The sequence below is a fragment of the Sphingomonas echinoides genome (genome assembly GCF_029623395.1).
GTDB lineage: Bacteria > Pseudomonadota > Alphaproteobacteria > Sphingomonadales > Sphingomonadaceae > Sphingomonas > Sphingomonas echinoides_A.
The window spans coordinates 1-25,173 of sequence record NZ_JAPYKK010000002.1 but is presented as its reverse complement, the minus strand read 5'-3'; the positions used below and the strand labels follow the sequence as shown (position 1 = coordinate 25,173).

Annotated in this window: 32 protein-coding genes, 1 tRNA gene and 2 pseudogenes; 15 read left to right on the top strand and 20 right to left on the bottom strand. The window is 67.9% G+C overall.

Annotated elements, in window-relative coordinates:
• Positions 1-14 precede the first annotated feature (14 nt).
• The 4 genes from QBJ92_RS01935 to QBJ92_RS01920 are packed head-to-tail and all read left to right on the top strand — an operon-like array spanning position 15 to position 2,254.
• Entirely contained in the window at positions 15-548 is a 534-nt protein-coding gene (locus QBJ92_RS01935; protein ID WP_277968002.1) for an SAM-dependent methyltransferase, read from the top strand.
• On the top strand, positions 545-805 hold the full coding sequence (locus QBJ92_RS01930; RefSeq protein ID WP_277968001.1) for a hypothetical protein: 261 nt from the start codon (positions 545-547) through the stop codon (positions 803-805). Before QBJ92_RS01935 ends, QBJ92_RS01930 begins: the two co-directional genes overlap by 4 nt.
• Complete coding sequence (gene lysA / locus QBJ92_RS01925) at positions 798-2,102, top strand: diaminopimelate decarboxylase (RefSeq protein WP_277968000.1); 1,305 nt, start codon at positions 798-800, stop codon at positions 2,100-2,102. Before QBJ92_RS01930 ends, lysA begins: the two co-directional genes overlap by 8 nt.
• Positions 2,099-2,254: a hypothetical protein gene (locus QBJ92_RS01920; RefSeq protein ID WP_277967999.1), complete on the top strand. Its 156-nt coding sequence runs from the start codon at positions 2,099-2,101 to the stop codon at positions 2,252-2,254. Before lysA ends, QBJ92_RS01920 begins: the two co-directional genes overlap by 4 nt.
• On the opposite strand, the gene QBJ92_RS01915 is transcribed toward QBJ92_RS01920, so the two are convergent.
• Entirely contained in the window at positions 2,239-3,087 is an 849-nt protein-coding gene (locus tag QBJ92_RS01915; RefSeq protein WP_277967998.1) for an oxidoreductase, read from the bottom strand. The two genes, QBJ92_RS01920 and QBJ92_RS01915, sit on opposite strands and share 16 nt — an antisense overlap.
• A 350-nt stretch (positions 3,088-3,437) precedes the next feature.
• On the opposite strand from QBJ92_RS01915, the pseudogene QBJ92_RS01910 reads away from it, so the two are divergent.
• Positions 3,438-4,415 (top strand): annotated as a pseudogene (locus tag QBJ92_RS01910) (zinc-dependent alcohol dehydrogenase family protein); the annotation flags it as partial.
• Positions 4,416-4,632: 217 nt separating this feature from the next.
• Here the strand turns inward: QBJ92_RS01910 and QBJ92_RS01905 are convergent.
• From QBJ92_RS01905 to QBJ92_RS01880, 6 genes are all read right to left on the bottom strand, one after another.
• Positions 4,633-5,031, bottom strand: a complete 399-nt coding sequence (locus QBJ92_RS01905) for a Dabb family protein (protein ID WP_277967997.1) — start codon at positions 5,029-5,031, stop codon at positions 4,633-4,635.
• 17 nt (positions 5,032-5,048) lie between these two features.
• Positions 5,049-5,897 (bottom strand): hydroxypyruvate isomerase family protein, encoded by an 849-nt coding sequence (locus QBJ92_RS01900; protein ID WP_277967996.1) that lies wholly within the window; start codon positions 5,895-5,897, stop codon positions 5,049-5,051.
• A 77-nt stretch (positions 5,898-5,974) separates the two neighbouring features.
• Entirely contained in the window at positions 5,975-6,766 is a 792-nt protein-coding gene (locus QBJ92_RS01895; RefSeq protein WP_277967995.1) for a glycoside hydrolase family 75 protein, read from the bottom strand.
• Between the two features lie 3 nt (positions 6,767-6,769).
• Positions 6,770-7,771: a polysaccharide deacetylase family protein gene (locus tag QBJ92_RS01890; protein WP_277967994.1), complete on the bottom strand. Its 1,002-nt coding sequence runs from the start codon at positions 7,769-7,771 to the stop codon at positions 6,770-6,772.
• 113 nt (positions 7,772-7,884) lie between these two features.
• Positions 7,885-8,115: a hypothetical protein gene (locus tag QBJ92_RS01885; RefSeq protein WP_277967993.1), complete on the bottom strand. Its 231-nt coding sequence runs from the start codon at positions 8,113-8,115 to the stop codon at positions 7,885-7,887.
• Positions 8,116-8,216: 101 nt separating this feature from the next.
• Entirely contained in the window at positions 8,217-8,894 is a 678-nt protein-coding gene (locus QBJ92_RS01880; protein WP_277967992.1) for a murein L,D-transpeptidase catalytic domain family protein, read from the bottom strand.
• Between the two features lie 236 nt (positions 8,895-9,130).
• On the opposite strand from QBJ92_RS01880, the gene QBJ92_RS01875 reads away from it, so the two are divergent.
• A complete protein-coding gene (locus QBJ92_RS01875; protein ID WP_277967991.1) occupies positions 9,131-9,745 on the top strand; it encodes an alpha-ketoglutarate-dependent dioxygenase AlkB in 615 nt (204 codons plus the stop codon).
• A 4-nt stretch (positions 9,746-9,749) separates the two neighbouring features.
• Here the strand turns inward: QBJ92_RS01875 and QBJ92_RS01870 are convergent, their stop codons facing one another.
• From QBJ92_RS01870 to QBJ92_RS01815, 12 genes are all read right to left on the bottom strand, one after another.
• Positions 9,750-10,835, bottom strand: a complete 1,086-nt coding sequence (locus QBJ92_RS01870; RefSeq protein ID WP_277967990.1) for a glycosyltransferase family 2 protein — start codon at positions 10,833-10,835, stop codon at positions 9,750-9,752.
• On the bottom strand, positions 10,832-13,306 hold the full coding sequence (locus tag QBJ92_RS01865) for a DegT/DnrJ/EryC1/StrS family aminotransferase (protein WP_277967989.1): 2,475 nt from the start codon (positions 13,304-13,306) through the stop codon (positions 10,832-10,834). The genes QBJ92_RS01870 and QBJ92_RS01865 overlap by 4 nt, the downstream gene beginning before the upstream one ends.
• Before the next feature lie 95 nt (positions 13,307-13,401).
• Positions 13,402-14,163: an SDR family NAD(P)-dependent oxidoreductase gene (locus QBJ92_RS01860; RefSeq protein WP_277967988.1), complete on the bottom strand. Its 762-nt coding sequence runs from the start codon at positions 14,161-14,163 to the stop codon at positions 13,402-13,404.
• A gap of 29 nt (positions 14,164-14,192) precedes the next feature.
• Positions 14,193-14,268: transfer RNA gene (locus tag QBJ92_RS01855), tRNA-Phe, on the bottom strand.
• A gap of 41 nt (positions 14,269-14,309) precedes the next feature.
• The gene (locus QBJ92_RS01850) at positions 14,310-14,495 is read right to left on the bottom strand and encodes a DNA gyrase inhibitor YacG (protein ID WP_277967987.1); all 186 of its coding nucleotides are present in this window, start codon (positions 14,493-14,495) and stop codon (positions 14,310-14,312) included.
• Positions 14,495-15,451 (bottom strand): ribonuclease, encoded by a 957-nt coding sequence (locus QBJ92_RS01845; protein ID WP_277967986.1) that lies wholly within the window; start codon positions 15,449-15,451, stop codon positions 14,495-14,497. Before QBJ92_RS01845 ends, QBJ92_RS01850 begins: the two co-directional genes overlap by 1 nt.
• Positions 15,444-16,013 (bottom strand): Maf family protein, encoded by a 570-nt coding sequence (locus QBJ92_RS01840; protein WP_277967985.1) that lies wholly within the window; start codon positions 16,011-16,013, stop codon positions 15,444-15,446. The genes QBJ92_RS01845 and QBJ92_RS01840 overlap by 8 nt, the downstream gene beginning before the upstream one ends.
• A 43-nt stretch (positions 16,014-16,056) precedes the next feature.
• Positions 16,057-16,275 (bottom strand): translation initiation factor IF-1, encoded by a 219-nt coding sequence (gene infA, locus QBJ92_RS01835; RefSeq protein ID WP_010162480.1) that lies wholly within the window; start codon positions 16,273-16,275, stop codon positions 16,057-16,059.
• A 270-nt stretch (positions 16,276-16,545) separates the two neighbouring features.
• Complete coding sequence (gene mce / locus QBJ92_RS01830; protein WP_277967984.1) at positions 16,546-16,968, bottom strand: methylmalonyl-CoA epimerase; 423 nt, start codon at positions 16,966-16,968, stop codon at positions 16,546-16,548.
• Between the two features lie 4 nt (positions 16,969-16,972).
• Complete coding sequence (locus tag QBJ92_RS01825) at positions 16,973-17,509, bottom strand: hypothetical protein (protein WP_277967983.1); 537 nt, start codon at positions 17,507-17,509, stop codon at positions 16,973-16,975.
• A 3-nt stretch (positions 17,510-17,512) separates the two neighbouring features.
• The gene (cobS, locus tag QBJ92_RS01820) at positions 17,513-18,523 is read right to left on the bottom strand and encodes a cobaltochelatase subunit CobS (protein WP_010162485.1); all 1,011 of its coding nucleotides are present in this window, start codon (positions 18,521-18,523) and stop codon (positions 17,513-17,515) included.
• Positions 18,524-18,587: 64 nt separating this feature from the next.
• The gene (locus tag QBJ92_RS01815; protein WP_277967982.1) at positions 18,588-19,268 is read right to left on the bottom strand and encodes a winged helix-turn-helix transcriptional regulator; all 681 of its coding nucleotides are present in this window, start codon (positions 19,266-19,268) and stop codon (positions 18,588-18,590) included.
• Between the two features lie 66 nt (positions 19,269-19,334).
• On the opposite strand from QBJ92_RS01815, the gene QBJ92_RS01810 reads away from it, so the two are divergent.
• The 5 genes and pseudogenes from QBJ92_RS01810 to QBJ92_RS01790 all read left to right on the top strand — a co-directional run bounded on the left by QBJ92_RS01810 (position 19,335) and on the right by QBJ92_RS01790 (position 22,173).
• Entirely contained in the window at positions 19,335-19,754 is a 420-nt protein-coding gene (locus tag QBJ92_RS01810; protein ID WP_277967981.1) for a VOC family protein, read from the top strand.
• A 38-nt stretch (positions 19,755-19,792) separates the two neighbouring features.
• Positions 19,793-20,467 (top strand): glutathione S-transferase family protein, encoded by a 675-nt coding sequence (locus QBJ92_RS01805; RefSeq protein WP_277967980.1) that lies wholly within the window; start codon positions 19,793-19,795, stop codon positions 20,465-20,467.
• Positions 20,464-20,820, top strand: coding sequence for a DUF1428 domain-containing protein (locus tag QBJ92_RS01800; protein WP_277967979.1), 357 nt, complete (start codon positions 20,464-20,466; stop codon positions 20,818-20,820). Before QBJ92_RS01805 ends, QBJ92_RS01800 begins: the two co-directional genes overlap by 4 nt.
• A gap of 23 nt (positions 20,821-20,843) precedes the next feature.
• The gene (locus QBJ92_RS01795) at positions 20,844-21,626 is read left to right on the top strand and encodes a VOC family protein (protein ID WP_277967978.1); all 783 of its coding nucleotides are present in this window, start codon (positions 20,844-20,846) and stop codon (positions 21,624-21,626) included.
• A gap of 103 nt (positions 21,627-21,729) precedes the next feature.
• A pseudogene (locus QBJ92_RS01790) lies at positions 21,730-22,173 on the top strand (SRPBCC family protein).
• 12 nt (positions 22,174-22,185) lie between these two features.
• Here the strand turns inward: QBJ92_RS01790 and QBJ92_RS01785 are convergent.
• Positions 22,186-22,794, bottom strand: a complete 609-nt coding sequence (locus QBJ92_RS01785) for a J domain-containing protein (protein ID WP_277967977.1) — start codon at positions 22,792-22,794, stop codon at positions 22,186-22,188.
• A gap of 41 nt (positions 22,795-22,835) precedes the next feature.
• Between QBJ92_RS01785 and QBJ92_RS01780 the strand changes: the two genes are divergently transcribed.
• The 4 genes from QBJ92_RS01780 to QBJ92_RS01765 all read left to right on the top strand — a co-directional run.
• Entirely contained in the window at positions 22,836-23,135 is a 300-nt protein-coding gene (locus QBJ92_RS01780) for a BolA family protein (protein ID WP_277967976.1), read from the top strand.
• Positions 23,132-23,848 (top strand): glutathione S-transferase, encoded by a 717-nt coding sequence (locus tag QBJ92_RS01775; protein ID WP_277967975.1) that lies wholly within the window; start codon positions 23,132-23,134, stop codon positions 23,846-23,848. Before QBJ92_RS01780 ends, QBJ92_RS01775 begins: the two co-directional genes overlap by 4 nt.
• Positions 23,845-24,291, top strand: coding sequence for an NUDIX hydrolase (locus QBJ92_RS01770; protein WP_277967974.1), 447 nt, complete (start codon positions 23,845-23,847; stop codon positions 24,289-24,291). The genes QBJ92_RS01775 and QBJ92_RS01770 overlap by 4 nt, the downstream gene beginning before the upstream one ends.
• On the top strand, positions 24,288-25,173 hold an 886-nt coding region (locus QBJ92_RS01765; protein ID WP_277967973.1), incomplete at its 3' end, for a pirin family protein. The genes QBJ92_RS01770 and QBJ92_RS01765, both read left to right, overlap by 4 nt.

Here is a 25,173-nt window from a genome sequence, read left to right as displayed (position 1 = left end):
TCCAGGACATTTTGATGACCTATCTGGCCGATCACAGCATAATGCTGTCCCCGAACGCGCGCCGGTCGCCCCGACCGCGCGCCCTTTTGCGACCACGCCGCGCCCCCCGTTGCCGCGATCCGCGCTGGGCCGCGCTGGCGGCGGCGCTGACCGCGCTGCGCGACGCCAACCGGCACAGCGTGCGTATCGTCGATGCGGATTGCGGGACGGGGACGCTGCTGCTGTGCGCGGTGCGCCATGCGCGGACGCTGGGGTTCTCGGCGATCGAGGCGCGCGGGATCGGGGCGACGCCGCATTGTATCGGGCGGGCGCGGAGCGCCGCTTCCGACGTGCGGGATCCCGCGATCGGGATTGCGTTCGAGACGGGCGACATCGTCGCCGCGCTCGGGTCGGAATGCGATCTGCCGGCGGACATCGTGCTGTGGCACGGGGATTCGCGCCACGCGGCGCAGCATCGGGCGCGCGCGCGTGCGATTGCGGGGGCCGGGCGGACCGTGATCGCCGACCCCGTACCGACCGAAACGCCAGTGCGGGGAGAGGCGGCATGACGCACCGGGACATGCTGTGGCGCGGCATCGGAGTCGCGCTGTTGGCGGCGGGGAGCGTCGTGGCGTCGCTCGAGCGGATCGGGGAGAGCAGTTTGCCGGGGCTGGTCGGTTTCGGTTTCGCGCTGCTCGGGTTCGTGCTGATCGTCCAGGGCAAGCGCGTGCCCGCCGCATTCCGGGTCGAACGCAGCCGCCACAAGCGCTTGCCGCAAACGCTCCACGCCCGGCGCGGGCGCAGGACGGCGCAGCGCCATGACTGACCTGATGCAAGCCATCCAGCCGTTCCCGCTCCGCGACGGGGTGCTGCATGCCGAAGGCGTCGCGCTGCCCGACATCGCCGCCGCCGTGGGGACGCCGAGCTATGTCTATTCGAGCGCCGCACTGCGCAGTGCCGCCCGCACGTTTCGCGAGGCGCTGGCGCCGATCCGGCGCAAGCATCTGGCGTTTGCGGTGAAGGCCAATCCGAACCTGGCGGTGCTGCAGCTGCTGGCGGAGGAGGGGTACGGCGCGGACATCGTCTCGGGCGGGGAGCTCGTCCACGCGCTGGCGGCGGGGATGCCCGCGTCGGGAATCCTCTATTCCGGGGTCGGCAAGACCCGGCGCGAGCTGGTCGCGGCGCTGGATGCCGGGATCGGGCAGTTCAACATCGAGCTGGAGGAAGAGGGGCAGATGCTGGCGATGCTCGCGCGCGCCAGAGGCGTACGGGCGACCGCGGTGCTCCGCGTCAATCCGGATGTCGATGCGGGGACGCATGCCAAGATCTCGACCGGGCGGAAGCAGAACAAGTTCGGGGTGGCTTACGGCGATGCCTTTGCGATCTATGGTCGGCTGGCGGCGCTCGACGGGCTCGACCTGTGCGGCATCGCGATCCACATCGGGAGCCAGCTCGCCGATCTCGCGCCACTGGAGACTGCCTATCGTCGGACCGGCGCGCTGATCGCGGCGTTGCGCAGTGCGGGGCATCGGATCGACCGCGTCGATCTGGGCGGGGGTCTGGGTGTTGCTTACCGTCCGGGCGAGCCGATGCCGCGGGCCTGGGCGTATGGGATCATGGTGGACCGCGTCACGCGCGACTGGGACGTGACGCTCACGTTCGAACCCGGGCGCTTCATCGCGGCGGCGGCGGGGGTATTGTTGACCGAAGTCGTGTGGATCAAGCCCGGCGCGCCCGACCCGCATGTCATCGTCGATGCGGCGATGAACGACCTTGCGCGGCCCGCGCTATACGATGCGTTCCACGATTTCGCCGCAGTCGAACCGAGCGGGGCGCGGATGGTGGCGAACATTGCCGGTCCGGTCTGCGAAAGCGGCGATACTTTCGCTACGGGGCGCGAGATCGACCGGGTGAAGGCGGGCGACCTGGCGGTGTTCCGCACCGTCGGGGCCTATGGTGCGACGATGGCGTCGACCTACAATTGCCGCGCGCGCATCCCCGAAGTGCTGGTCGACGGCGACCGGTTCGCGGTCGTCGCGGACCGTATCACCCCCGAGGCGATGTTGCGGCACCAGCACTTGCCCGAGTGGACCGCACGCCCTGCGGTCCGGCGCGCGGCATGACGGGGAAGCCGCACGCGGGGGCACCGGACGACGCACGCACCGGCGCGACCGGCGCGATCCGCCCGCGCATGACCGGGCGCCTGTCGCTCGGCCATGCGCGGACCGCGCCGGGGGGATCGAACCGGCGCGGCGGCGATCAGGCGTCCGGGTAATCCGCCGCGAGGCTGGCGTCGCGGTGGCGTTCGATTTCGGCCGACCGGGCGCGAAGCTTGTCGCTGACCGCGTCATAGCCCCATTTGCCGAGCACGAGATGCCGTGGCGGATTGGGATCGACCGTCAGCGCGATCATCGCCTCGCCCGCGCGGACGGGGTCGCCCGCCTGCTTGCCGCTGACCCCACGCGTATCCGCGAGACGTTTGCCCGCGGTATCGGCGTAATCGGCGATGGTGCTCTGCGTCTGCTGGAGCGAGCGGCCCGCCCAGTCGGTGCGGAACGGACCCGGCTCGACACAGGTGACGTCGATCCCGAGCGGCGCGACCTCGGCCAGCAGTGAATCCGAAAAGCCTTCGACCGCGTGTTTCGAGGCCGCGTAATAGCCCGAGGCCGGAAACCCGACGAGGCCCGCGACCGAGGTGATGTTGATGATATGCCCGCTCTTTTGCGCGCGCATGTGCGGCAGCACCGCGCGCGTCATCGCGAACAGGCCGAAGACGTTGGCGTCGAACTGCTGGCGGATCTCCGCGTCGACGCCTTCCTCGATCGTGCTCTGGTAGCCGTAGCCCGCATTGTTGACGAGCACGTCGATCCGGCCGAACTTTTCGATTGCGGCTTTGGTGACCGCGTCGATCTGGTCCTGGACGGTCACGTCGAGCGCCAGCGCGAGGACGCGGTCGGGGGCGGCCTTGGCAAGGTCGGCGACGCGGTCTGCGTCGCGCGCGGTGGCGATCAGGCGCCAGCCCCGGTCGATGATCAACTGCGCGAGGTCGCGCCCGAAACCGGTCGAGCAGCCGGTGATCAGCCATACGGGGGAGGGGGAGAATGCCATGCGCGTTTCGCTTTCCGGGTCAGGGGTTTGCAGCACAACGGCTTACCAAGTGGGGAGTTCATCGCTTTTCGACCGGGCACCGCATCCGTTCGCGCTAAGGGTTGCCGCACGCGTCGCATGTTTTCTAAGCCCCGCCCCTGAAGGGGAGTGGTTGGGGGTGGGGCAGTGCCCTGCAGAGAGGTCGGCTTTGCTGATCTTCCCCACCCCAACCCCTCCCCTCAAGGGGAGGGGCTTCTTTGCATCGTCCTTCGTCGGGGCCGGTCGCCGCCGCCGGGCGTTGAGCGCGCGATATCGGGGCATGGTGCCCGACCAAGGAGATCATGATGCGGACGTTTACTGTAGGCAATCCGATGACGCTCGATACGCTGGCGCTCGGTGAGAGCGCGGATCCGGGCCAGCCGGGCGCGGGCGAGATTCGCGTCGCGCTGCACGGCAGCTCCCTCAACTTCCATGACCTTGGCGTCGTGACCGGGCGGATGGGAGAGGCTGCGGGCCGGATCCCGCTCGCCGATGGCGCGGGGCTGGTCGAGGCGGTCGGCGACGGCGTTACCGAATTCGCGGTGGGGGACATGGTCGTGTCGTGCTTCTTCCCCGACTGGCAGGACGGGACACCGACGATCGGCGACTTCAGCCGCACGCCCGGCGACGGGATCGACGGATTCGCGCGCGAGGCGGTGGTGCTGCCCGCGACCGCCTTCACGCACGCGCCCAAGGGCTATGACGCGGTCGAGGCGGCGACGATCACCACCGCCGGGCTGACCGCGTGGCGCGCGCTGGTGGTGGACGGCAAGCTCAAGGCGGGGGACACGGTGCTGTTGCTCGGGACCGGCGGCGTGTCGATCTGGGCGTTGCAGATCGCCAAGATGATGGGCGCGGTGGTCGCGATCACCTCGTCGTCGGACGAGAAGCTGGAGCGTGCGCGGGCGCTGGGGGCGGATCACTGCGTCAATTATCGTGATACGCCCGAATGGGGCAGCGCGATCCTGGAGTGGACCGGTGGGCGCGGGGTCGATCACGTCGTCGAGGTCGGCGGGCCGGGGACGCTCGCGCAGTCGATCACGGCGGTGCGCGTCGGCGGGCATATCTCGCTGATCGGCGTGCTGACCGGCGGCGCGGGTGACGTGCCGACCGCGGCGCTGATGTCCAAGCAGGCGCGGTTGCAAGGGCTGATCGTCGGGAGCCGCCGCGAACAGCAGGAATTCGTCCGCGCGCTGGAGGCGAGCGGGGTGCGCCCGGTGGTCGACCGCTGCTTCCCGCTGGAGCAGCTCGCCGATGCGTTCCGTTATGAGGTGGGCGCGGGGCATTTCGGGAAGATCGGCGTGGAGTGGTGGGGGGGTAGCTGGAGGAGGCGGGGGCGGGCAATTTGCGGGCTGGGGAGCCGGTATCGGGTCCGCTACCTGGCAGCTTGCTGCCCCCTGCCGTCTCCCCTTCCTGGAAGGTGGGTTCGTATGGGGAGAGCGTGGCGCGCGCCGCTGGCCAACCCATCCCGCTCCCCTCCCTTTCAGGGAGGGGAGCGGGATGGGCTTGCGTTCGATTTCGCGTCGGTCAGGCCGGCACGGTGTCGTAGACCACGACCTTGCGCCACAGCGGCGAGCACGTCTTGACGAAGGCGAGGTGCGCGGGATGCTCCTGATAGGTTTTCTGATCGGCGATCGTGTCGAACAGCATCAGCTCCGAAACATCGAAGCTGGAATCGACCACGTCGCGCTGTTCGGTTCCCGCCGGCACGCCGACGTGGAGCGCGCGCACTTGCGGGACCGCGGCAAGCGTCTTTAGTCCGGCCACCAGTTTGGCGCGGTCTTCGGCATTTCCCGGACGCTTGAGCCAGAAGAACACCTGGTGGCGCAGCCCGCCCGCTTCCGCGGCTTTGGCCGGGCCCGTGATCGCCGCTGCCGCGGCCGCAAAGGCAATTCCCGTCAGTGCGTCTCTCCGGTCCAACCCCACGCTGCTCCCCCGCTTGTTCAGACCGTGCACGTCTTCACGGCCTGCGCGAGCGCGGTCAGCGGATCGCCGACCGGCATGAATTCATGCGCGAAATAGCCCTTGAACCCCAGGTCGGCGACGCTCTTGGCGACCGCGTGCCAGTCCACTTCTTGCGTGCCGTCGAGATTGTGGCGCCCCGGGACCCCGCCGGTGTGGAAATGCCCGAGCCACTGGATGTTCTCGCGGATCGTGGCGATCAGGTCGCCTTCCATGATCTGCATATGGTAGATGTCGTACAGCAGCTTGACCCGTGGCGAGTTGACTTCCTTGCAGACCTTCACGCCCCACGCAGTATGGTCGGCCATGTAATCGGCATGGTCGCGCTTGCTGTTGAGCAGTTCGATGCAGATCGTGACGTCATTATCCTCGGCGATCTTCTTGACGCGGTTGAGGCCGATGACGGCGTTGGCGGCGCCTTCCTCGTCCGACATGCCCTTGCGATTGCCCGAGAAGGCGATGACGTTGGGGACGCCCGCCTTGGCCGCCTGCGGGATGCCGACGCGGAACGCCTGTTCGATCGCGTCGTGGTTCTCGCGGCGGTTGAGGCCGTTGGGGATCGTCATCGGGGCGGCGGCATAGCCCATGGTGCAGCGCATCCCGTATTTGCGCGGCGTCTCGTAATCGGCGGGTTCGAGCAGATCGATGCCCTGCAACCCCATCTTCGCCGCGGCGGCGCAGAGCTGGTCGAGCGGGATCTTCTGGTAGCACCAACGGCTGACCGACTGTTTGAGCCGACCGGCCGATGGGGCGGCCAGGAGGGGGCCAGGAAGTCCCGTTGCCGCAAAGGCCGCGAGGGAGGATCCGATGATGGTGCGCCGCGTGATCATGCCCGCATCCTAAATGAGAAGTGCGGCACGGCAAGCTGTTGTCTTATAAATTCGGAAATAGAGTCGGGCGGGGCGCGTCAGCCCCGCTTCTGCAGCGTCTGCCAGTGCCGCAGCCCCTCGGTGCGGACGACTTGCGCGATCGTGGCGGGGGTGAGGCCGTTGCGCGCGGTGTGCGGGAACAGCACGGTGGTGACGTCGCCGCCGATGCTCTCCATCCGTTCGATCACGCGGCGGCACGTGCCCGTGTTGGTGCGCGCGACGCACAGCTCGCGGCCAAGCGCGCGGTGCAGTGCGAGCGAGCCTTCACCGAGCTTCTCGAACGGGCCGGTATCGGCGACGATCACCGGGATCGTCCGCCCGTGCGCGATCACCACGCCAAAATCGCCGACGTCGACCCCGGTCTTTTGGGTGAAGCGGCCCTGTTCGTCGCGCGGGCCTTCCCACGGGATGACGACATAGGGGATCTTGTCCGCGTCGACCGGCGTCTCGCCGCCCTTGCCGTCGGGGAGCATCAGCGACGTCGGGCATTGGTCCATCCTGCCATGCGCGGGACTGCACGCGAATGGCGATCCGTCGAGATCGACCGCGAGCTTTGCGACATAGGCGACCGCATTCCCCGGCAGACGGCGGAGCGCGGTGACCGCGTTCGGGTCGTTGCGACACCCGTGGACCTTGTGGCCGTGAAACCGGTCCGCGCGATCACACGTGCCGAATTCCTGGCGATACGCTTCGTCGATCGGGTCGCCCGCGGGGAGCACGACGCCCGCGGGCCACGGGGCGGATGCCGCGTGGACTGGGCGCGACGGCGGTGCCGCAGCAGCCGTCGTCGCGCCCAGCAGCAGGGTGAGGCAGGTCAGGAAAGGTTTCATGGTTCAGGACGTCGCAGCGGCTCGAGGATCGGTCGCGCCTTCCAGCCGGGCGTCTTCGGCGATGATCGCCTTGGGCACGGTCGGCAGCGACGCATAGGGGAGGGAGCGGTGGAGGGTCAGCGCCCAGCGATCGAGCCAGCCGTCGCCGTTCGGCCCGACATAGGTGTCCGGGGTGCGGTAGGCCGGATCGCGCATCGCGGTGTCGAGCGAGACGACACGCAGATGCTGGTCGCGCAGGATCGCAGCGAGATCGTCGATGCTCGCGGCGTTGAGATGGCTCGCGTGAAGCAGGAAGACGAACGCGGGCTCGCGGCCGAACAGCGCGCGGCCCGCCTGCCGGTACCACGGCACGATCTGGCGGGTGTAGGCGAGGTAGGCGGCGCGGATTCGCTCGGCACCGGCATGGTCCCCGCGCGCGACCGCGGCGTCATAGGGCGTGGCGAAGCGCCAGTCGGAATTCTCCATCGTCACCGGCGCGACGCGGTAGCCGTGCGTGGCGAGCCATCCCTCGAACCGGTGGCGGACCGCGTGCGTCAGGCCCGTCTCGAGATAGGGATAGCGATACCAGCGCTCGCGCCGCCCGCGCGCGGCGAGCAGCGCGCCGGTTTCCTGTGCGCCGTGGGCAACGTCGGCGATGTACGTTTCGACCGGCACGGCGTTGAGCGAGAGGTGCGAATAGCTGTGGTTGCCGAGGTCCATCCCGGCGTCGAGCCACTGGCTCAGCATGCGGACGCGGTCCGCCCGATCCGGGGTTGCCAGCTGGGCCTCGTTGACGAAGCCGGTCGCGGTGTCATGCGCGCGCTTGAGCCCGGCGAGCAGCCGCGTGGTCATCGCCGCGCCGTCCGCCGCCGACGTTTTTGCGCCGAATACGGGCAAGTCGTCGAAGGTCAGCGCGACGGTTCCGCTGGGGGCAGGCGCGGCGATGGCGGGGGCCGTCGCCAGGCTCAGCAATGCCGTTGCCACCATGCGGAACGCTGAACCGAACGGAGAGATTTTTGCGGGCATCGCGACGGGCTTTCGGGTGAGAGGTGGTCGCGGGGGTGCCGTCACGATGCGCGCGCGCTGATTCCCGGCGACAACGATACCGCTGTCGCCGGAAAGCGGCAGACCGCGCGGGATCAGCGCGCGGGTTGTGCTGCGGCGGCCTTGGCCTTTTGCTTGTAGTGATGGTGCGCGATCACGCAGCCGGCCGCTGCGCCGGCGATCGCATGGTGGTGCGCGTAATGGCCGGCGACTCCGCCGGCGACCGCGCCGCGGATGCAGCCCTTGGCCGATGCGGCGGTATCGAGCGTGATGGTGCTGGTGGCCAGCGCGAAGACGGCGAGTGCGGGCGCGAGAAGCTTGGTCATGAGATCCCTCTACAACGGGTGGATCCCGGTTCTGCGCTTCGCTGGATGACGCCGCAGCATCGCGGGCATGAACTTCCTGTCATGCCCGGCAGGGGGTAGTCTCAGACCTTGGCGGAATAGATCATCCGGCCTTGGCCGAGCCGCGCGAAGACCTGGTCGAGATCGCCTTCGCTGACCGCGAAACACCCCTGGCTGCGGCCGAGCTGGCCGTGCGTGCGGACCATCTCCGGATCGGCATACCAGGCCGAATGCACCACCAGCGCGCGCTGCAACGCTCGGTAGTTGGTGGCATCCAGCCCGATCAGCCGTTGCGACCGACCATGTTTGCCGACGTAATAGTCCGACGCGACGAACGCGCCTTCGCTCGAAGCGTTCGACCCCTCGTTGTTCGAGAAGCGCTGCAGATAGCCGGTGTGCGACGGATCGCTGCCGCTGCCGTGGGTGACGAGCAGCGTCGTCGCCATGCCATTGGCCATGTCGACCAGATAGAACCGCGGCTGCGCGGAGGAGAGCGAAAAGTCCGCGATCGCGATGCGGTCATGGTGCGGAATTTGCGACCCGTGGCGCTGCAGCGCGGCCAGCGCGTGGCGGAGCAATTCGGGGCGGACGACTCGCGTCGAGGCGAGTGGCTGGATCGTTGCGGGAGCCATCGGACGGCCGAAAACGGGCGCCTGCGCACGGGCCGGGACGATGGTCGAAGCGCCGAGCATTGCCAGGGCGGAGCCCGCAAATGCGCGACGTGAAATGGTAAGTGACTGATCTTGCACGGTTTGGAACATGTCCCTCGTCGTTGATGGCTCTGCTTTACCATATAAATGGGTATCAGTGTCTTAATCGGCGGGGTTCGATCCCCGTTCGAGACGGTTTCCGTCCCGTGACTTGGGCGGTTCGTCGCAAAGCGGCGGTTCGGCCGAGCCGAATCGCGCCGCTGGACGGGGCGTCAGGCCGGAGTCGGTGCTGGAATCGGGCGGATTTCCGGCATTGGGCCGACGGCGCGCGTCGCTATATCGGGTCGATGGCTTTTCACCAGACCGACCTGTTCGCCACGCCCGCCCCAGCCGGACTGACCGCTGCCGAGGCGTTTCTGTCCCCGGCGGAAGAGCAAACGGTGATCGCGACGATCGAGGCCGCGGACCTGACGCCGTTCCGCTTCCAGCAGTGGCTCGGCAAGCGGCTCACCGCATCGTACGGCTGGCATTATGATTTCGAGCGGGGGAGTTTCACTCCGGTCGCGCCCATTCCGGACGTGTTGTTGCCGATCCGCGCGCGGGCGGCGGCGTTTGCCGGGCTGGCGCCCGACGCGCTCGTCCAGGGGCTGCTGATCCGGTACGATCCGGGCGCGGGGATCGGGTGGCATCGCGATCGCCCGATGTTCGAGCATGTCGTCGGCTTATCGCTCGGCGCGCCCGCGACGATGCGGTTCCGGTTGCGGGACGGCGAACGTGGGGGGCGCGCTACGTATCGGCGCGAGGCGCAACCGCTCGCGCCGCGCTCGATCTATCACCTGTCGGGCGAAGCGCGCTGGGCGTGGGAGCACAGCATCGCGCCGATCGAGGCGACGCGTTGGTCGCTGACGTTCCGCAGCCTGTCCGAGCGGGGCCGGATGGAGGCGCGCGGCGGCGGCGTGTGAGGCCTCAGATCTTCGCGGCGCGTGCGGCGCGGCGGCGCTGTACCCCGCGCACGGTGCCGACCAGCCGCGACAGCACCAGATCCTCGATCCCGGCATAGCCGAGCCCGAGGTGGTCGGGTCGCACGCCGGTCGCATCCCCCAGCCGCAATCCGCCGGTGCGCAAGCCTGCACGCCCGATCCGCGCCCAGCGCCGCGCGGTTTCCCAGCGGATCAGCTTGGCGTTTTCGCGATCCGGACGGTGCGTTGCCATGAAGTCCTCCTGCAACGTGACCAGCGCCGCGCCGACGCGCTCCAGCGTGGCGCGATCGGGGACGGGCTGGTGCGCCATTACATGCGCGACGATCAGCGCCGCCGTGTCTGCCGCGACGTCCCCGAAGCGTGCGGCATAGACGCCCGCAAGCACGCGCGTGGCACTGTCGCGCATCGCGGTCGCCTGGCGCTGCGACGCGCCGGCGGCGTGGCGGCGATAGGTGAGCAGCTCGGCGTCGATCCGCGCGACCCCGCCGATCGGCAGGATGCGGTGGTAGAGATCGAAATCCTCGGCATAGAGCAGCTCGGGCCGGTTGAACGGATCGAGCCGGCGCGCCGCATCGGTGCGGATCATCACCGAGGACCAGACCAGCGGGTTCTCGATCTGCAACAACCACGCGATCAGCGCTGGCGTCGACACCGGCGCGAGCGGGGAGGGCAGGATCACGCCGTCCTGCAACACGTTGGCGGCGGTGCCCACCAAGGCGACCGCGGGATGCATGTCGAGATACGCGACCTGCCGCGCGAACCGCTCGGGGTGGCACAGATCATCCTGGTCGAGCGCCGCGATGCAGCGCCCGCGCGCGAGCGCGAAGCCCGCGTTGCGCGTCAGCACGACGCCGCGATTGCGCTCGGCGCGGATCAGGCGGATGCGCGGATCGTCGATCGCGGCGACGACTGCGACCGTATCGTCGGTCGAGCAATCGTCGATCACGATCACCTCGAAATCGGCGAGCGTCTGCGCCTGCAACGACGCGATCGTCTCCGCGACCAGCGCGGACCCGTTGTAGGTCGGGATGATGACGCTGACGACGGGGTCGGGGGTGGTGAGAAACGTCATGCGACCGCGCGCACCGCGCCGCCGAGCACCTGATCGACGATCATCGCGCCGACGTCGTTCTGCCATTGCCACAGGCCGTTCGCCTGCCCCGAGAAGCTCGCTTCCCCGCCCAGATGCCCCCAGGGCACGAACCCGGCGGCGAGCCCGATGCCGTACAGCCCCGGGATCGCGGCGCCATCGGCGGCGACCACCCGGCAATGCCGGTCGACCATCGCGCGTCCGTCCTGCGCGGCGAGCGCGATCGCGCTGCCGTCGCTGTCGCGGACGTCGAGCGCGCGCGGACGATAGCCGAGCGCGGCGATCACCAGATCCGCTTCCGCCAGCCGCGTCCGCACGAACGGATCGTCGTTGCCCGCGACGCGGTGCGCCACGACGCGCGGATCCGGCGCACGACCATCGACGCGGAGCATCCGCAGGACCAGTTCGCGCGCCTCCAGCCGGAACCCGGCGAGCCGATAGACGAAGCCGCTGACCGGACAGATGTCGTCCGGGCCGAAATCGGTGAACCCGTCCGCGCGCGCCGCTTCGGGGGTGGGATAGAAGGGGCGCAGCGGGCGGCGGTGGAGCAACGTGATCGCTTCCGCGCCGAACGGGATCGCGGCGGTCTTGAGCAGGAGCACCGTCGTCGCGAGCGCGCTGGTCGATCCGCCGATGATGACGATCCGCGGATTGCGCTTGCGCGACAGCAGATCGATGATCTTGGCGGGGCCGCCGAGCGCGAGCGCTTCGTCCGACTGCATCAGCCGATCGCCGACTTCGCTGACGAGCGACACACCGCCGACCTGCTGCGCCGCGAGCCGGTCGAGCGGTTGATGCCCGCCCGTCGCGATCACGACCGATTGCGAGAGTTGATCGAACTCCACGCCGTCGGCGATCCGGCGCATCCGGCTCGACCACAGGCCGGTGGATGTGCGCGTCGTCGACAGCACGTCATGCCCGGTCAACACGGTTCCGCCATGCCGCCCAACCAGGCCGTGCAGCCGTTCCCCCGTCGCGCGGACGAACGGGCCGGCCTCGACCAGCGGCACGCCAAGCGCACCGATGTGCCGCGCGACCGCACGCCCCGCGGGATGATCCGTCAGCGCGGCGATCTCGGGATGCGGATTGTCCTTCACCGCGCTCAGGAAGGTTTCGGCGGTGCTGTCCGACGTGATGCCGTACCGCCCGATCCGCCCCTCGCCGAGCGAATCGCCGCGTTCGGCGACGATCAGCCCCGATGCCGCGAGGTCGGCGAGGCGTCCGCGCTTGCTCGCCGCGGTCAGCATCGCGGTGCCGGCCGGGCCGCCGCCGACGACCAGCATCGATGCGATCGCCGGGGCACGCGGGCGGGCGGGGACGCGGTCCTCCGCCGCCAGCACGCGGTGGATGCGTTCGACGATCTCCGCGACGTCGTCGATCCCCATCGCATCGGTGACGGGGAGCGACAGCGAGCGTGCGCCGACCGAATCGGCGACCGGGGTCGGCAGGAAGGTCGCGCGGCGCTGGAACAACGGCTGTTCGCCGAGATGCGGGCTGAAATAGCGACCGACACCGACTCCCGCGGCCTCGATCGCGGCGGCGATCGAATCGCGACGGTGCGCGAGATGCTCGGGCAGCAGGATCGGCATGAACTGGCTCGCGCGACGCCGACCGGTCGCTTGCTGGAAGGAGACGCCGACGAGCTGCTCGCGGTACGCCGCCTCGAGCGCGGCGCGGTGGTCGCAGATCGCGTCGATCTCGGCGAGCTTGGTGCGTGCCATCACCGCGATGACCTCGGGCAGCTTGGCGTTCAGGCCATCGAGCGTCGCGCTGCGTCCCGCCTCGAACCCGAAATTGGCCATCGCACGGAGGCGTGCGATCAGCCGTGCGTCGCCCGAATGGATCAGCCCGCCCTCGGCGACCGCGAAGGTCTTGGTGGCGTGCATCGAATGCACCACCGCGAACGGCGCGTCCGCGCCGAAACCCATTCCCGAGTCGTCGATCGTGCCGAGCGACGCGGCGGCATCGATCACCACGCCGACGCCGGTCTGCCGTTGCAGCCAGGCATAGCGGTCGAGATCGATCGCCGTGCCGAAGGTCGCGTACGGCAGCAGCACCGCGATCCGGTCGCCATGTTCGGCGAGCAGGCGTTCTTCCTGCGCCGCGTTCGCGGTCCAGTCCGCCGGGTCGATGTCGCAGATCAGCGGGGTCAGCCCGGCCCAGATTGCCGCCTGTGCGGTCGCGGCGAAGGTCAGCGCGGGCATCAGCGCGTAGCGCCCGTCCGGCTGCTCGCCGACCGCCTCGCGCAGCGCGACCATCAGCCCGATCGTGGCGTTGACGACGGCCAGCGTCGCACCTTGCCCGCCGAACAATTGTGCGGTCGCATCCTGTTCGAATGCGCGAACTTCGGGACCGTTGTTGCTGAACACGCCCGACGCCTCGACGCGCTGCAGGGCCGTGCGGTGTTCGCTGAGGCGCGGGGGGTTGGGGGCGATCAGGGGATAACGCTGCATCGAGGGGCGCCTGGGCTGGGAATGTCCCGGCGGCTTGTGCCCCGAAGCCTCCTAAAAACCCGTTACGCTCCCCCCGTTGCGCGCCCCCGACGCGGTTACCCCTCGCGCGCGACCGCGAACCCGGCGAACGACTGGTTGACCGGCATCAGCTCGAGCGTGTTGATGTTGAGGTGCTTCGGCTGTTCGGCGACCCACAGCATGGTGGCGGCAATGTCCTCGGCGGTCATCGGGTTGACGCCGCCGTAGAGCTTGTCCGACGCGGCCTGGTCGCCGCCGGTGCGGACGGTGGTGAATTCGGTCTCGACCATGCCCGGTTCGATCGACGTGACGCGGACGCCCTTGCCGTGCAGGTCGGCGCGGAGACCCAGGCTGAACTGGCGGACGAACGCCTTGGTCCCGCCGTACACATTGCCGCCGGCATAAGGGTAGGTCGCCGCAACCGACGACAGGTTGATGATCGCGCCTTTGCGCGCGACGATCCCCGGCAGCAGCAGCCGCGTGACGGTGACCAGCGCGGTGATGTTGGTGTCGATCATCGTCTGCCAGTCGTCGAGTTTCGCTTCGTTAGCGGGCGACGTGCCGAGCGCGAGACCGGCGTTGTTGATGAGCAGGTCGATGTCGGCGAAATCGGCGGGCAATCCGGCGATCGCTTTCTCAAGCGCGGCCTTGTCGCGAATGTCGAAGGCAAGCGTGTGAACGGTGTCCGCGCCGAGCGCTTCGGTCAGTTTGTCGAGACGATCCGCGCGACGCCCGGTGGTGACGACGCGCCATCCGGCGGCGGCGAAGGCATGGACCGCTGCCGCACCGATCCCGGCGGTCCCGCCAGTGATGAAGGCGGTACGCTTGGTCTCGGTCATGGAGGGGGTCCATTCGCGCTATAAAGGAATGGTGCCCGAGGGCGGATTCGAACCACCGACACTGCGATTTTCAGTCGCATGCTCTACCAACTGAGCTACTCGGGCACACCGGGCGACCCCGCTGGGGCCGTCTGGGAAGCGGCCTCTTAGTCGGGAGATTTCGTGCTGTCTAGCCCGTCTTCTTCATCTCCGGGCGGAGTCGTCACAGGAATTGCATAACCTTCGCCCAACCATTGCAGCAGGTCGCGGTCGCGACAGCCCTGGCTGCAGAAGGGGGCGTGCGCCTGCGACAGGGGTTTGCCGCAGAGCGGACAGGGTTTGTTGCGGGGCATCAGGCGCTTTCGAAGATCGGGGTGACGCCGGTACGCTGCGCCAGCGCAGCGGTCCAGGCGGGGTTGGCGCGGAGCGCCGCGTGAACGCGCGGACTGACGCGGTGATTCGCCGGGGCCGGGGGCGGGGTGCGCTCGATTCGCCGGAGCAACGCGCGGGCTTCGGCGGCGGCAGGATCGGCGCGGAGGAGTTCGGGGAGCGATGCGCGCGGGCGGCGGCGGATGATCTGGACGAAGCCGAAGCCGTTCATCGCGGTCCGGTCGAACGGCTGCGGGAGGCCCGCGTCGATCGCTGCATCGACCGCGGCGCGCGCCGCCTTGCCGGTGATCGTCGGGAAGTCGATTCCGATCGATCCGCCGATATCCATCCGCACGATCGCCGCCGCGACCGCTTTCGCCGCCGCAAGTGCAAGCGGTTCGAGCGGGGGATAGCCGTCGACGTCGAACAGCGTCATCGCGGGCGTGGGGCTCATCCGGAGCGCACCACCGACCGACCCGTAGAAGACGATGTCGCCAGTCATCGCTTCCTCGAGTCCCTCGGACCAGCCCGCCGCCTCGAGCGCATCGGGTTCGTGCGCGTGGAGCGTGCGAACGGGGATGCCGCTTGCGGTGATTCGCGTGAGCAGGTCGGGGCCATCGCGCGGGGGGCCTTCGGCGGGGGCTACGCGCGGGAGCTTGGTGCGCCTGCCCTCGGGGATCGCCTCGCGGGTCAGTTCGACCGTCAGCGTGGCGCCTTGCGTGATGCCGGGGGGGAGCGGCGCGATCATCGCCTCGCCGCCGTCGAAGGCGACTCGCCCTTCGCGGCCTTTGACGGTGATTTCGATCAGTCGGGCGGGGAAGACCGCGCCGAGTCGCGGGCCGGGGCGATCAAGCTCGATTCGGGCTTCGACGATCGCGCCGTCCACCACCAGCGCGGCACGGGTCTCGCCGATCCCGGCCTCGTGGAGCCATTCAGCCAAGCGGCACACCCGCCGCAAGCAGCAGCGCGCGCGTTTCGAACAGCGGCAGGCCGATGACGCCAGAATGCGAGCCGGACAGGAACCGCACGAACGCTTCCGCGCGGCCTTGGATCGCATAGCCGCCCGCCTTGCCCAGACCCTCGCCGCACGCGACATACGCATCGATCTCGGCGGGGGAGAGCGGCTTGAACGCGACGATCGTGTCAGAAAGGCGCGCGCGCAGCTTGCCGGTCGCGTCGATCACGCAGACCGCGGTCAGGCAATGATGGCGGCGGCCGGACAGCGCGGCGAGCATCGTGCGCACCGTGGCATCGTCGTCGGCCTTGCCGAGGATCCGGCGCCCGAGCGCGATGGTGGTGTCGCCCGACAGAATAACCTCGCCCGGCGCACGCTCCACCGCGCGCGCCTTGGCGGCGGCGATCCGCTCGACATAGACACGGGGCGGCTCGGCCTTGAGCGGGCTTTCGTCGATGTCGGGTGCCGCGATGCGCGCGGGCGTCACCCCGAGCCGCGCGAGCAGATCGCGGCGGCGCGGCGAAGCGGAGGCAAGAACGAGCGTCATGGCAGTGTCTTCCCGGGCGGTTCCGCCTGGAGAAGCGGGCCCGTTACTTGAAGCGATAGGTGATGCGACCCTTGGTGAGATCATACGGCGTCAATTCGACCAGCACTTCATCGCCGACCAGGACGCGAATCCGGTTCTTGCGCATCTTGCCGGCGGTGTGGCCGAGAATTTCGTGGTCGTTTTCGAGCTTTACGCGGAACATGGCGTTGGGGAGAAGCTCCACCACCTGTCCACGCATTTCGAGCAGTTCTTCCTTGGCCAAACAAACCTCTAGCAATGTCGGGGAAATATCAGAACGCGGCCCTTAGCCGAAGGCGCGCCAAAAGGGAAGCGTGGGGGTTCAAGACGCCGACATGATGCTCCCAGTCCGAAGGTTTGATCGTCACCCCCCCACAGCTGCCGTCATGCTGAACTCGTTTCAGCATCCACTGCGCAACAGGCACGGTCCGGACTCGCGGAGGGCTGGATCCTGAAACGCGTTCAGGATGACGGATGGGGGGGGCGGCCGGCTGGGGACGCGCGGCGCAAGCCGTCAGCCGTGGTTGCCGGAGGGCGTTTCCATCAGTTCGACCAGCACGCCCCCCATGTCGCGCGGGTGGACGAAGACGATCGGCGTGCCATGCGCGCCGATGCGGGGTTCGCCGAGAATCGTCGCGCCCTTCGCCTTCAGGTCGGCCACCGCGACGTGGATATCGGGGACTTCGAAGCAGACGTGGTGCTGCCCGCCCGCCGGGTTCTTGCGGAGGAACCCCGCGATCGGCGAGCTGTCGTCATACGGCTCGATCAGCTCGATCTGCGTGTTGGGGGTGTCGATGAAGCACACCTTCACGCCTTGCGCGGGGAGATCGAACGGTTCGCCGATCCGCGTCGCGCCCATCAGGTCGCGGTAGACGGCGATCGACTTCTCGATCGATGGCGTCGCCACGCCGACATGGTTGAGGCGGCCGAATTCCATCACTTTATTCCTCGACAGCGGTTGCCGGAGTGACCGCCGCCGCCGTCGGCGTGGCCAGCGGCACCGCCGAGCGCGGCGGAACGACGCCCAGTTGGTACCCGCAAGCGCTCAGCACGCGCGTGACCGGCGCGTCGGTCGGCGGGCCGGTGAACGTTACGTCGACCGGCGTATTGTCCGGGTTCATCACCCGCACCTTGATCGCCTTGCCATGCGCGATCTGCGCCGCGAGCGTGGTGACGATCGCATCCTGGCTGGTGAACGCGCCGCTCCCCGGGAACTGCCAGTTGGCGCCGAGCCAGCCATTGTCGTCGATGTTCATCGACACCGGGCGCGGTTGCGCCGCGGGAAAGCCACCGCGCGGAATGAACTGGATCGAGACGATCTTTTCCTTGGCGGCATCACATCGCACCACCAGCCGCGCCTTGCCGTCGTCGGACCAGACCGACGTCGAGGTCGCCGTGCTCGCCGCGCCGACCTTGGTCGTCACCAGCCACGGCACCGGGGGCGTGGCGGCGACTTGCAAGAGCAGGGCGAGCAACATGGCTTACTTGACGCCCGCGCCGACGACGCTCTCGGGCAAGTCCTTGCCGAACACGCGCTGGTAATATTCCGCGACCAGCGACCGCTCGGTCTCGTCGCACTTGTTGAGGAAGGACAGCCGGAACGCGAAGCCGACATCGCCGAAGATCAGCGTGTTCTGCGCCCAGGTGATGACGGTACGCGGGCTCATCACGGTCGAGATATCGCCGTTCATGAAGCCGCGGCGGGTGAGATCCGCGACGCGGACCATGTTCTCGACCTCGGCCTTGCCGGTCGGCTTGTCATATTCGCCCGACTTGGCGAGCACGATCCGCGCCTCGACCGCGGCGGGCAGATAGTTGAGCGTGACGACGATGTTCCAGCGGTCCATCTGCCCTTGGTTGATCTGCTGCGTGCCATGATACAGGCCCGACGTATCGCCGAGACCGACCGTGTTCGCGGTCGCGAACAGGCGGAAATACGGGTTTGGGCGGATTACGCGATTCTGGTCGAGCAGCGTGAGCTTGCCCTCGGTCTCGAGCACGCGCTGGATCACGAACATCACGTCCGGGCGGCCCGCGTCATATTCGTCGAACACGAGCGCGGTCGGCGTCTGCAGCGCCCAGGGAAGTAGGCCTTCGCGGAATTCGGTGACCTGCTGGCCATCGCGCAGCACGATCGCGTCGCGGCCGACCAGATCGATCCGGCTGATGTGCGCGTCGAGGTTGATGCGGATGCACGGCCATTTGAGGCGCGCCGCGACCTGTTCGATGTGCGTCGACTTGCCGGTGCCGTGATAGCCCTGGACCATCACGCGGCGGTTGTGCGCGAAGCCCGCGCAGATCGCGAGCGTGGTCGGCGCATCGAACACATAGGCCGGGTCGAGATCGGGAACGCGCTCGTCGGCTTCGCTGAACGCGGGGACTTCCATGTCCGAATCGATCCCGAACAGATCGCGGACTTTCACCATGCGATCGGGCGCATCGAGGATCGTCGTCTCGCGGCTGTCTGGCTGGGTGTTGGGGATATCGGTCATGAGGGGGGCGCTCTTACAGAAGGTCCGCCCTCCCTAGCCGTTTGCGGCGCGCCAAGTCGAGCCGTCAGTTGCATCCGATCTTTGGCGGAAGTTCGAAAAACGTGCAGAAACGCGCGGCCAGCGCGACATCGCCGCTGACCGCAAGGCGCCCCTGCGCAACCATGTCCGGCAAGGGGGTGGTGCCGAACAGCGCGGGCAGGAACGCGTTGGGCTCGCCCGAAAGCACGGCATTGGCGTGGTCGATCATGCCGCGTTCGATCAGCACCGTGCCGTCCACGATACGCGCGCCATAGGTGTCAGTGCCCATGCGAAACCCGATCGTCGCGTCGAAGCCGTGGGTACGCTCGGGCAGGAGCATCATGCGAAGCGCCAGCATCAGCGAGACGGGGGAAAACGGCAGCGAAGGATCATGCGCCGGGGAGCGAAGCGCCCAGCGTCCAAGTGCCATCACGATCGGTTCGGCTTCGCGGCCCCATGGGGTCAGCGCATAGACCTGGATATTCGCGGGGGGCGGCGCGCTTTCCCGCGTCAGGATGCCAGCGGCTTCAAGCGTTTGCAGCCGCTGTGTCAGGACGTTCGCGCTCACGCCCGGCAGGCCGTCGCGGATCTCGCCGAAACGACGCGGGCCGAGCAGGAGCTCCCGCACGATCAGCAGCGCCCAGCGTTCACCGAGGAACTCGAGCGCGAGCGCGGTTCCGCAGGCGTCGCCATACCAGCGCTTCGTGGTTATCTTTTCTAACTTCATGGTTGTTTTTGCTAACCAGTCGGAGCAGTCTTTGCAAACGACGAGTCGCAAAGGGGAGAGTGCGCCGTGGCCAAGGGGATCTTCATCAGCCTGCCGGTTGCGGACGTGGGGCGTTCGACCGCTTTCTACGAAGCGATCGGTTGCACGCGCGATCCGCGTTTTTCCGGCGACCAGGCGGCGGCGATGGTCTGGTCGGATACGATCACCTTCATGCTCGCGCGTCACGACTTCTACGGCACCTTGACCACGAAACCGATCGCAGATGTCGCCGCGACCAGCGCCGCGCTGTTCGCGCTGTCGTGCGATACGCGGGACGCGGTCGACACGTTCGCCGCGCGGGCGATCGCCGCTGGGGGCCGAGAGGTCCATGGCGCGGAAGACCACGGCTTCATGTACTCGCGCGGGGTCGAGGATCCCGACGGCCATGGTTTCGGGCCGGTATGGATGGATGAGGCGGCGACGGATGTTGCCATGGAACTGGCCTGACCCGCGCTTCGGCTCGACTTGCAACAGGAGAGGATCGCATGACTCCCAGCATCACGACCTTCCAGTGGGTTCCGCCCTTTGCTCGCGGGCAAGTGCGCGATATTCGCGCCCGCTGGGCATTCGAGGAAACCGGAATAGCGTATCGCGTGAACCTGGTGGAAAGCGCCAAGACCCCAGAACATCGCGCGTTCCAGCCGTTCGGCCAAGTGCCGACCTACCGCGACGATACGGTCGCGCTGTTTGAATCCGGCGCAATCGTGCTCCATATCGCGCGGCAGGCCCCGGGGTTGCTGCCGCCCGATCCGGCCGGGCAGGCACGTGCCGAGCAATGGGTGATCGCGGCGCTCAATTCGGTCGAGCCGTTCGCCAACGATCTGGTGATGGTCGACCTGTTCCAGGCGGACGAGCCGTGGTCGGCGATGCGGCGCCCGGCGGTGGTCGAGGCGCTGCAGACGCGGCTTGGCGATCTTGCCGCGGCGCTGGCCGACAAGCCGTTCCTCGACGATGCGTTCAGCGCAGGGGATCTGATCATGGCGTGCGTGCTGCGGATCGTGCCGCGCGACGCGATCCTCTCGGGCTATCCGACTCTGCTTGCCTATCTCGATCGCTGTACCGCGCGCCCTGCCTTTCAGAAGGCGCTGGCGGACCAGCTTGCGCTGTATGCGCCCGCGTCCGATGCGCCTGCTCCAGTGGCGGAAGGGGTCCTCGCATGACCTACGTCGATGGCCTGGTCATTCCCGTCAGGGCGGGGACCGACAGCGCGGGCTATGCGCGCTTTGCCGAGGCGATCGCGCCGATCTTTCGCGACCATGGCGCGACACGCGTCGTGGAAGGCTGGGCGGACGACGTGCCGGATGGAAAGCAGACCGACTTCCGGCGCGCGATCCAGGCGGGCGACGGCGAGACGGTCGTGTTCTCGTGGATCGAATGGCCCAACAAGGCGACCCGCGACATGGGCATGGCAAAGATGCGCGCGGATCCGCGGATGGTTTCGACCGGCGTCGAGATGCCGATCGACGGCGCACGGATGATTTTTGGCGGCTTTCAAGTGGTGCTCGACTGCTGATCGACCTGGGGAGGGGAACGACGATGACAAACGCCTATGGCACGCCGATCTGGTATGAACTGGTCAGCCCCGATCCCGGTGCTTCGCGCACCTTTTACGACAAGGTGCTCGGGTGGGAGATCGAGGCCGAAGCGCCGGAAGGCATGGATTATCGCATGATCGCGACCGGGTCCGGCAATGTCGGCGGGGTGATGCGGCTGACCGCCGAAATGGCGACGGGCGGCGCGACGCCGAAATGGCTGTTCTACATCGGGGTCGAGGATGTCGACGCGACCGCCGCGGCGGTCACCGCTGCGGGGGGCGCGGTCCTGATGGCGCCGTGGAGCCTTCCCGGCATTGGCCGCATGGCGGTGGTCGCGGATCCGCAGGGCATACCTTTCTATATCATGCGCGGCGATAGCGATGAAGCGAGCATCGCGTTCGATGGCGCGGGCATTGGCAAATGCGCCTGGAACGAACTGGTCACGTCAAATCAGGCGTCGGCCAACACGTTCTACGCCAAGCTGTTCGGCTGGACCTATCCGGACAAGATGACGATGTCGGGGGATCTGGGCGACTATGTCTTCGTCCATGCCGCGGACGGCGAGATCGGCGCGACCATGCAGCGTCAGAGTCCGGAGCAGACATTGGGCTGGCAATTCTACTTTCGCGCTCCCGATATCGAAGCATCGGCGGCGGCAGTGCGCGACGGCGGCGGGGCCGTGCTGATGGGGCCGCACGAAGTTCCGGGCGGAGACCGCATCATCGTCGCGACCGACCCACATGGAGTGGCCTTCGGCGTGGTCGCGTCCGCCGTACCCGCATGACCGTGACGCTCCCCCGCTAGCGGGGGCGCACTCGACCGCGACGGAACTGGTATCCAGGGTGAGGAAAGAATCCATATCGAGCTGTGCCGTTTTCCCGACTCCCGTGCACGAACTGCGGATCACGCGCCTGATCGACGCACCGCGGGAAGCGGTGTGGCGGGCCTGGACCGATCACCTTGCCGAATGGTGGTGCCCGACGCCGTAGACCGTGGAGATCGTCGAGCAGGATGCGCGACCGGGTGGCCGCTCGGCGATGATCATGCGCGGACCCGAGGGCGAGGTGATGCCGCAGGAAGGCGTGTTCCTAGAGGTCGTGCCGATGGAACGGGTTGTGTTTACCGACGCCTTTACCACGGGCTGGATCCCGGCAGGGCCGTTCATCGTCGGCTTCCTGGAATTCGCCGACGAAGCGGGAAAGACGCGCTATTCCGCCGGCGCCCGCCACTGGACCGTAGAGTCGTGCGCACAGCACGAGGCGATGGGGTTTACCGAAGGCTGGTCCAAGGTGGCCGAACAGCTGGAAGCGGTCGCCAAGCGGATCGCGTGATTAGCCGCGTGGTCACGCGAACGCCGGTGCGCCCTTTAGCTGCGTATAGGCGCTGATCACGTCCTGCAGCTTGGATTCGAAGCTGCGGTCGCCGCCGTTGCGATCCGGGTGATAGCGCCGCACCAGTTCGGCATAGCGTTCCCGCAATGCGCGCCGGTCGACGTCGGTCGCGAGGCCCAGCACCTTGAGCGAGCGCCGGTCCGCTTCGGACAACGGTCGCCCGTCCTTACGCTGTGCCTCTGCCGCACGGCGGAAACGCGCGCCGATCGCGTCGAGGGGATCGTGGAAATCGGACCATTTCGGCGGCACGTCCGCGCCCGAATGCGCGAACGCGCGCGTTTCGCGTTCCCATCCGGAGAAGGGCCGTTGCTGTTGCTGGATCTCGTCGGGGCTCATCCCTGAGAAGAAGTTGTAGCGCGCGTTGAACGCGCGGACATGTTCGAGGCAGAACCAGCGATACGGTCGCGGCCCCTCGAACCCGTTCGCCGGGCCTTCCTCGGGGGGCGCGCGGAATTCGCCCGCTTCGGTGCAGCCGGGGTAGGAGCACAGCCGTCCGGTCCCCTCCACGCGGCCGTGGAAGCGAGCATTGGGTCGGTCTTTCTTTTCGGAATCGCGCGCCACGCAGGCTCCCTGAGGATGCAAAAGCGCCCTATATAGGCGCGATGATCGAACCTTCCAGCACCGCCGCCCCCTCGATTCCTCTGGTCAAGGAGATCGAGAATCGACTGAATTCAGCGCTTTCTCCAACGCGTCTCGACATCAGCAACGACAGTGCGCAGCATGCCGGGCACATGGGGGACGACGGCACGGGCGAATCGCACTTTTCGGTGACGATCGAAGCCCCCGCTTTCACCGGCCTCTCCCGGGTACAGCGGCAGCGGCTGGTCAACCAGGCGCTGGCGGATCTGCTGCGCGATCGCATTCATGCCCTTGCGATCCGCGCGAGGGCTCCGGGAGAATGAGCGTGCGCTACGGGCTGTGGTATTGGCCGAGTATCCAGGGACGCGGTGAGTTCATCCGCCTGCCGCTCGAGGCCGCGGGGATCGATTATGTCGATTGCGCGCGTGAACAGGGCGCGGAGGCGCTGGTCGCCAATCTGGGGAAGCACGCCGCGAAGCGCGGGTCGTTCGCGCCGCCGTATCTCGAACTCGACGGGATGGTGATCGGTCAGGTCGCCAACATCCTGCTGTATCTAGGCGAGCGGCATCAGCTTGCGCCGTCCAATATGGCGGACCGGTTGTGGCTCAACCAGTTGCAGCTGACGATGTCCGACATGGTCGCGGAGGTCCACAACGTCCACCATCCGGTCGACATGATGGCCTATTACGAGGACCAGAAGACCGCCGCGCTGGGCGCCGCCGATGGGTTTCGCGACGAGCGGATCCCGAAATTCTTCCAGCATTTCGAACAGGCTGCGGCGTCGCATAGTGGGGACTGGCTGGTCGACCATCGCTGGACCTACGCCGACACGTCACTGTTCCAGATCGTCGAGGGGCTGCGCTACATGTTCCCCAAGCGGATGGCGGCGATCGAGGCGGACTATCCGCGCGTGATCGCGATCCGCGATCAGGTCGCCGAACTCCCTGGGATCAGGGCATATCTCAAGAGCGAGCGGCGCGTGCCGTTCTCGACCGAGGGCATTTTCCGTCGCTATCCTGAGCTGGACGGGGAATGACGGAACGTGCCCTGCGTCCGGCGGCGCGGATCCTGTTGCGCGATGCGGCCGACCGGGTGCTGCTGTTCCGCTTCGATCCCGACGATCGCCCGCCGTTCTGGTGCACGCCGGGCGGCGCGCTCGATCCGGGGGAGGATTATGCGACCGCGGCGCGGCGGGAATTGATCGAGGAAACCGGGATTTACGCCGATCCCGGGCCCGAAGTGCTGCAACGCGACGTCGAGTTCATCACGATCGAGGGCGTGCCAGTCAGCGCGGACGAGCGGTATTTCCACGTGCGGACCGACGCGGACGCGATCGACACGAGCGGCCACACCACGCTCGAACAACGGGTGATGACGCGCTGGCGGTGGTTTACCGCTGATGAGCTGGCGGCCCTCGACGAACCGTATTTTCCGAGCGATCTCAGCGAGATCCTCCTGGCACTGGAGCCTGACCTGTGACCAATGACGATCTGATCCTCCAGACGATCACCCCGGTGACGCATGACCTCGGCGGGTTCAAGGTGCATCGGACCTTGCCGTCGCGGCCGCGGACGATGGTGGGGCCGTTCATCTTTTTCGACCAGATGGGGCCGGCGGTGCTCAGCGTGGGCGAGGGGATCGACGTCCGGCCGCATCCGCATATCAACCTTGCTACAGTGACTTACCTGTTTGCAGGCGCGATCGACCATCGCGATTCGGTCGGGAGTCTGGCGACGATCGAGCCGGGCGCGGTCAATTTGATGACGGCGGGGAGCGGGATCGTCCACAGCGAGCGGTCGCCCTCGGCCGAGCGGGCGCAAGGGCCTGAATTGTCGGGGATTCAAACGTGGATCGCGCTGCCTGAAAAGGACGAGGAGATGGACCCGGCGTTCGAGCATGTCCCGCGCGACAAACTGCCGGTCGTGGAGACGCCGGGGGCGAAAGCGCGCGTCGTTATGGGTCGTTTATGGGGCGTTTCCGCGCCGACCACCACCTATGCGAGCACGATTTACGCCGATATCCTGCTGGAACCGGGCGGTTCCGTGCCGATCGATCCGGCGGCCGACGAGCGCGCGCTGTATGTCGCGATGGGCGAAGCGACGCTCGACGGGATGACGCTCGAACCGATGACGCTGTATGTAATGCGTCCGGGGATTGCGGCAACCTTGCGGTCGGCATCGGGCGGGCGCGTGACCCTGTGCGGGGGCGAGGCGTTCACGACGCCGCGGCATGTGTGGTGGAACTTCGTCTCGTCGCGGCGCGACCGGATCGACGAGGCCAAGCGCGCGTGGACCGCGGGGGAGTTCGCGCGGGTGCCGGGGGATGAGAAGGAATGGATCCCGATTCCGGCGGTGCCGAAGA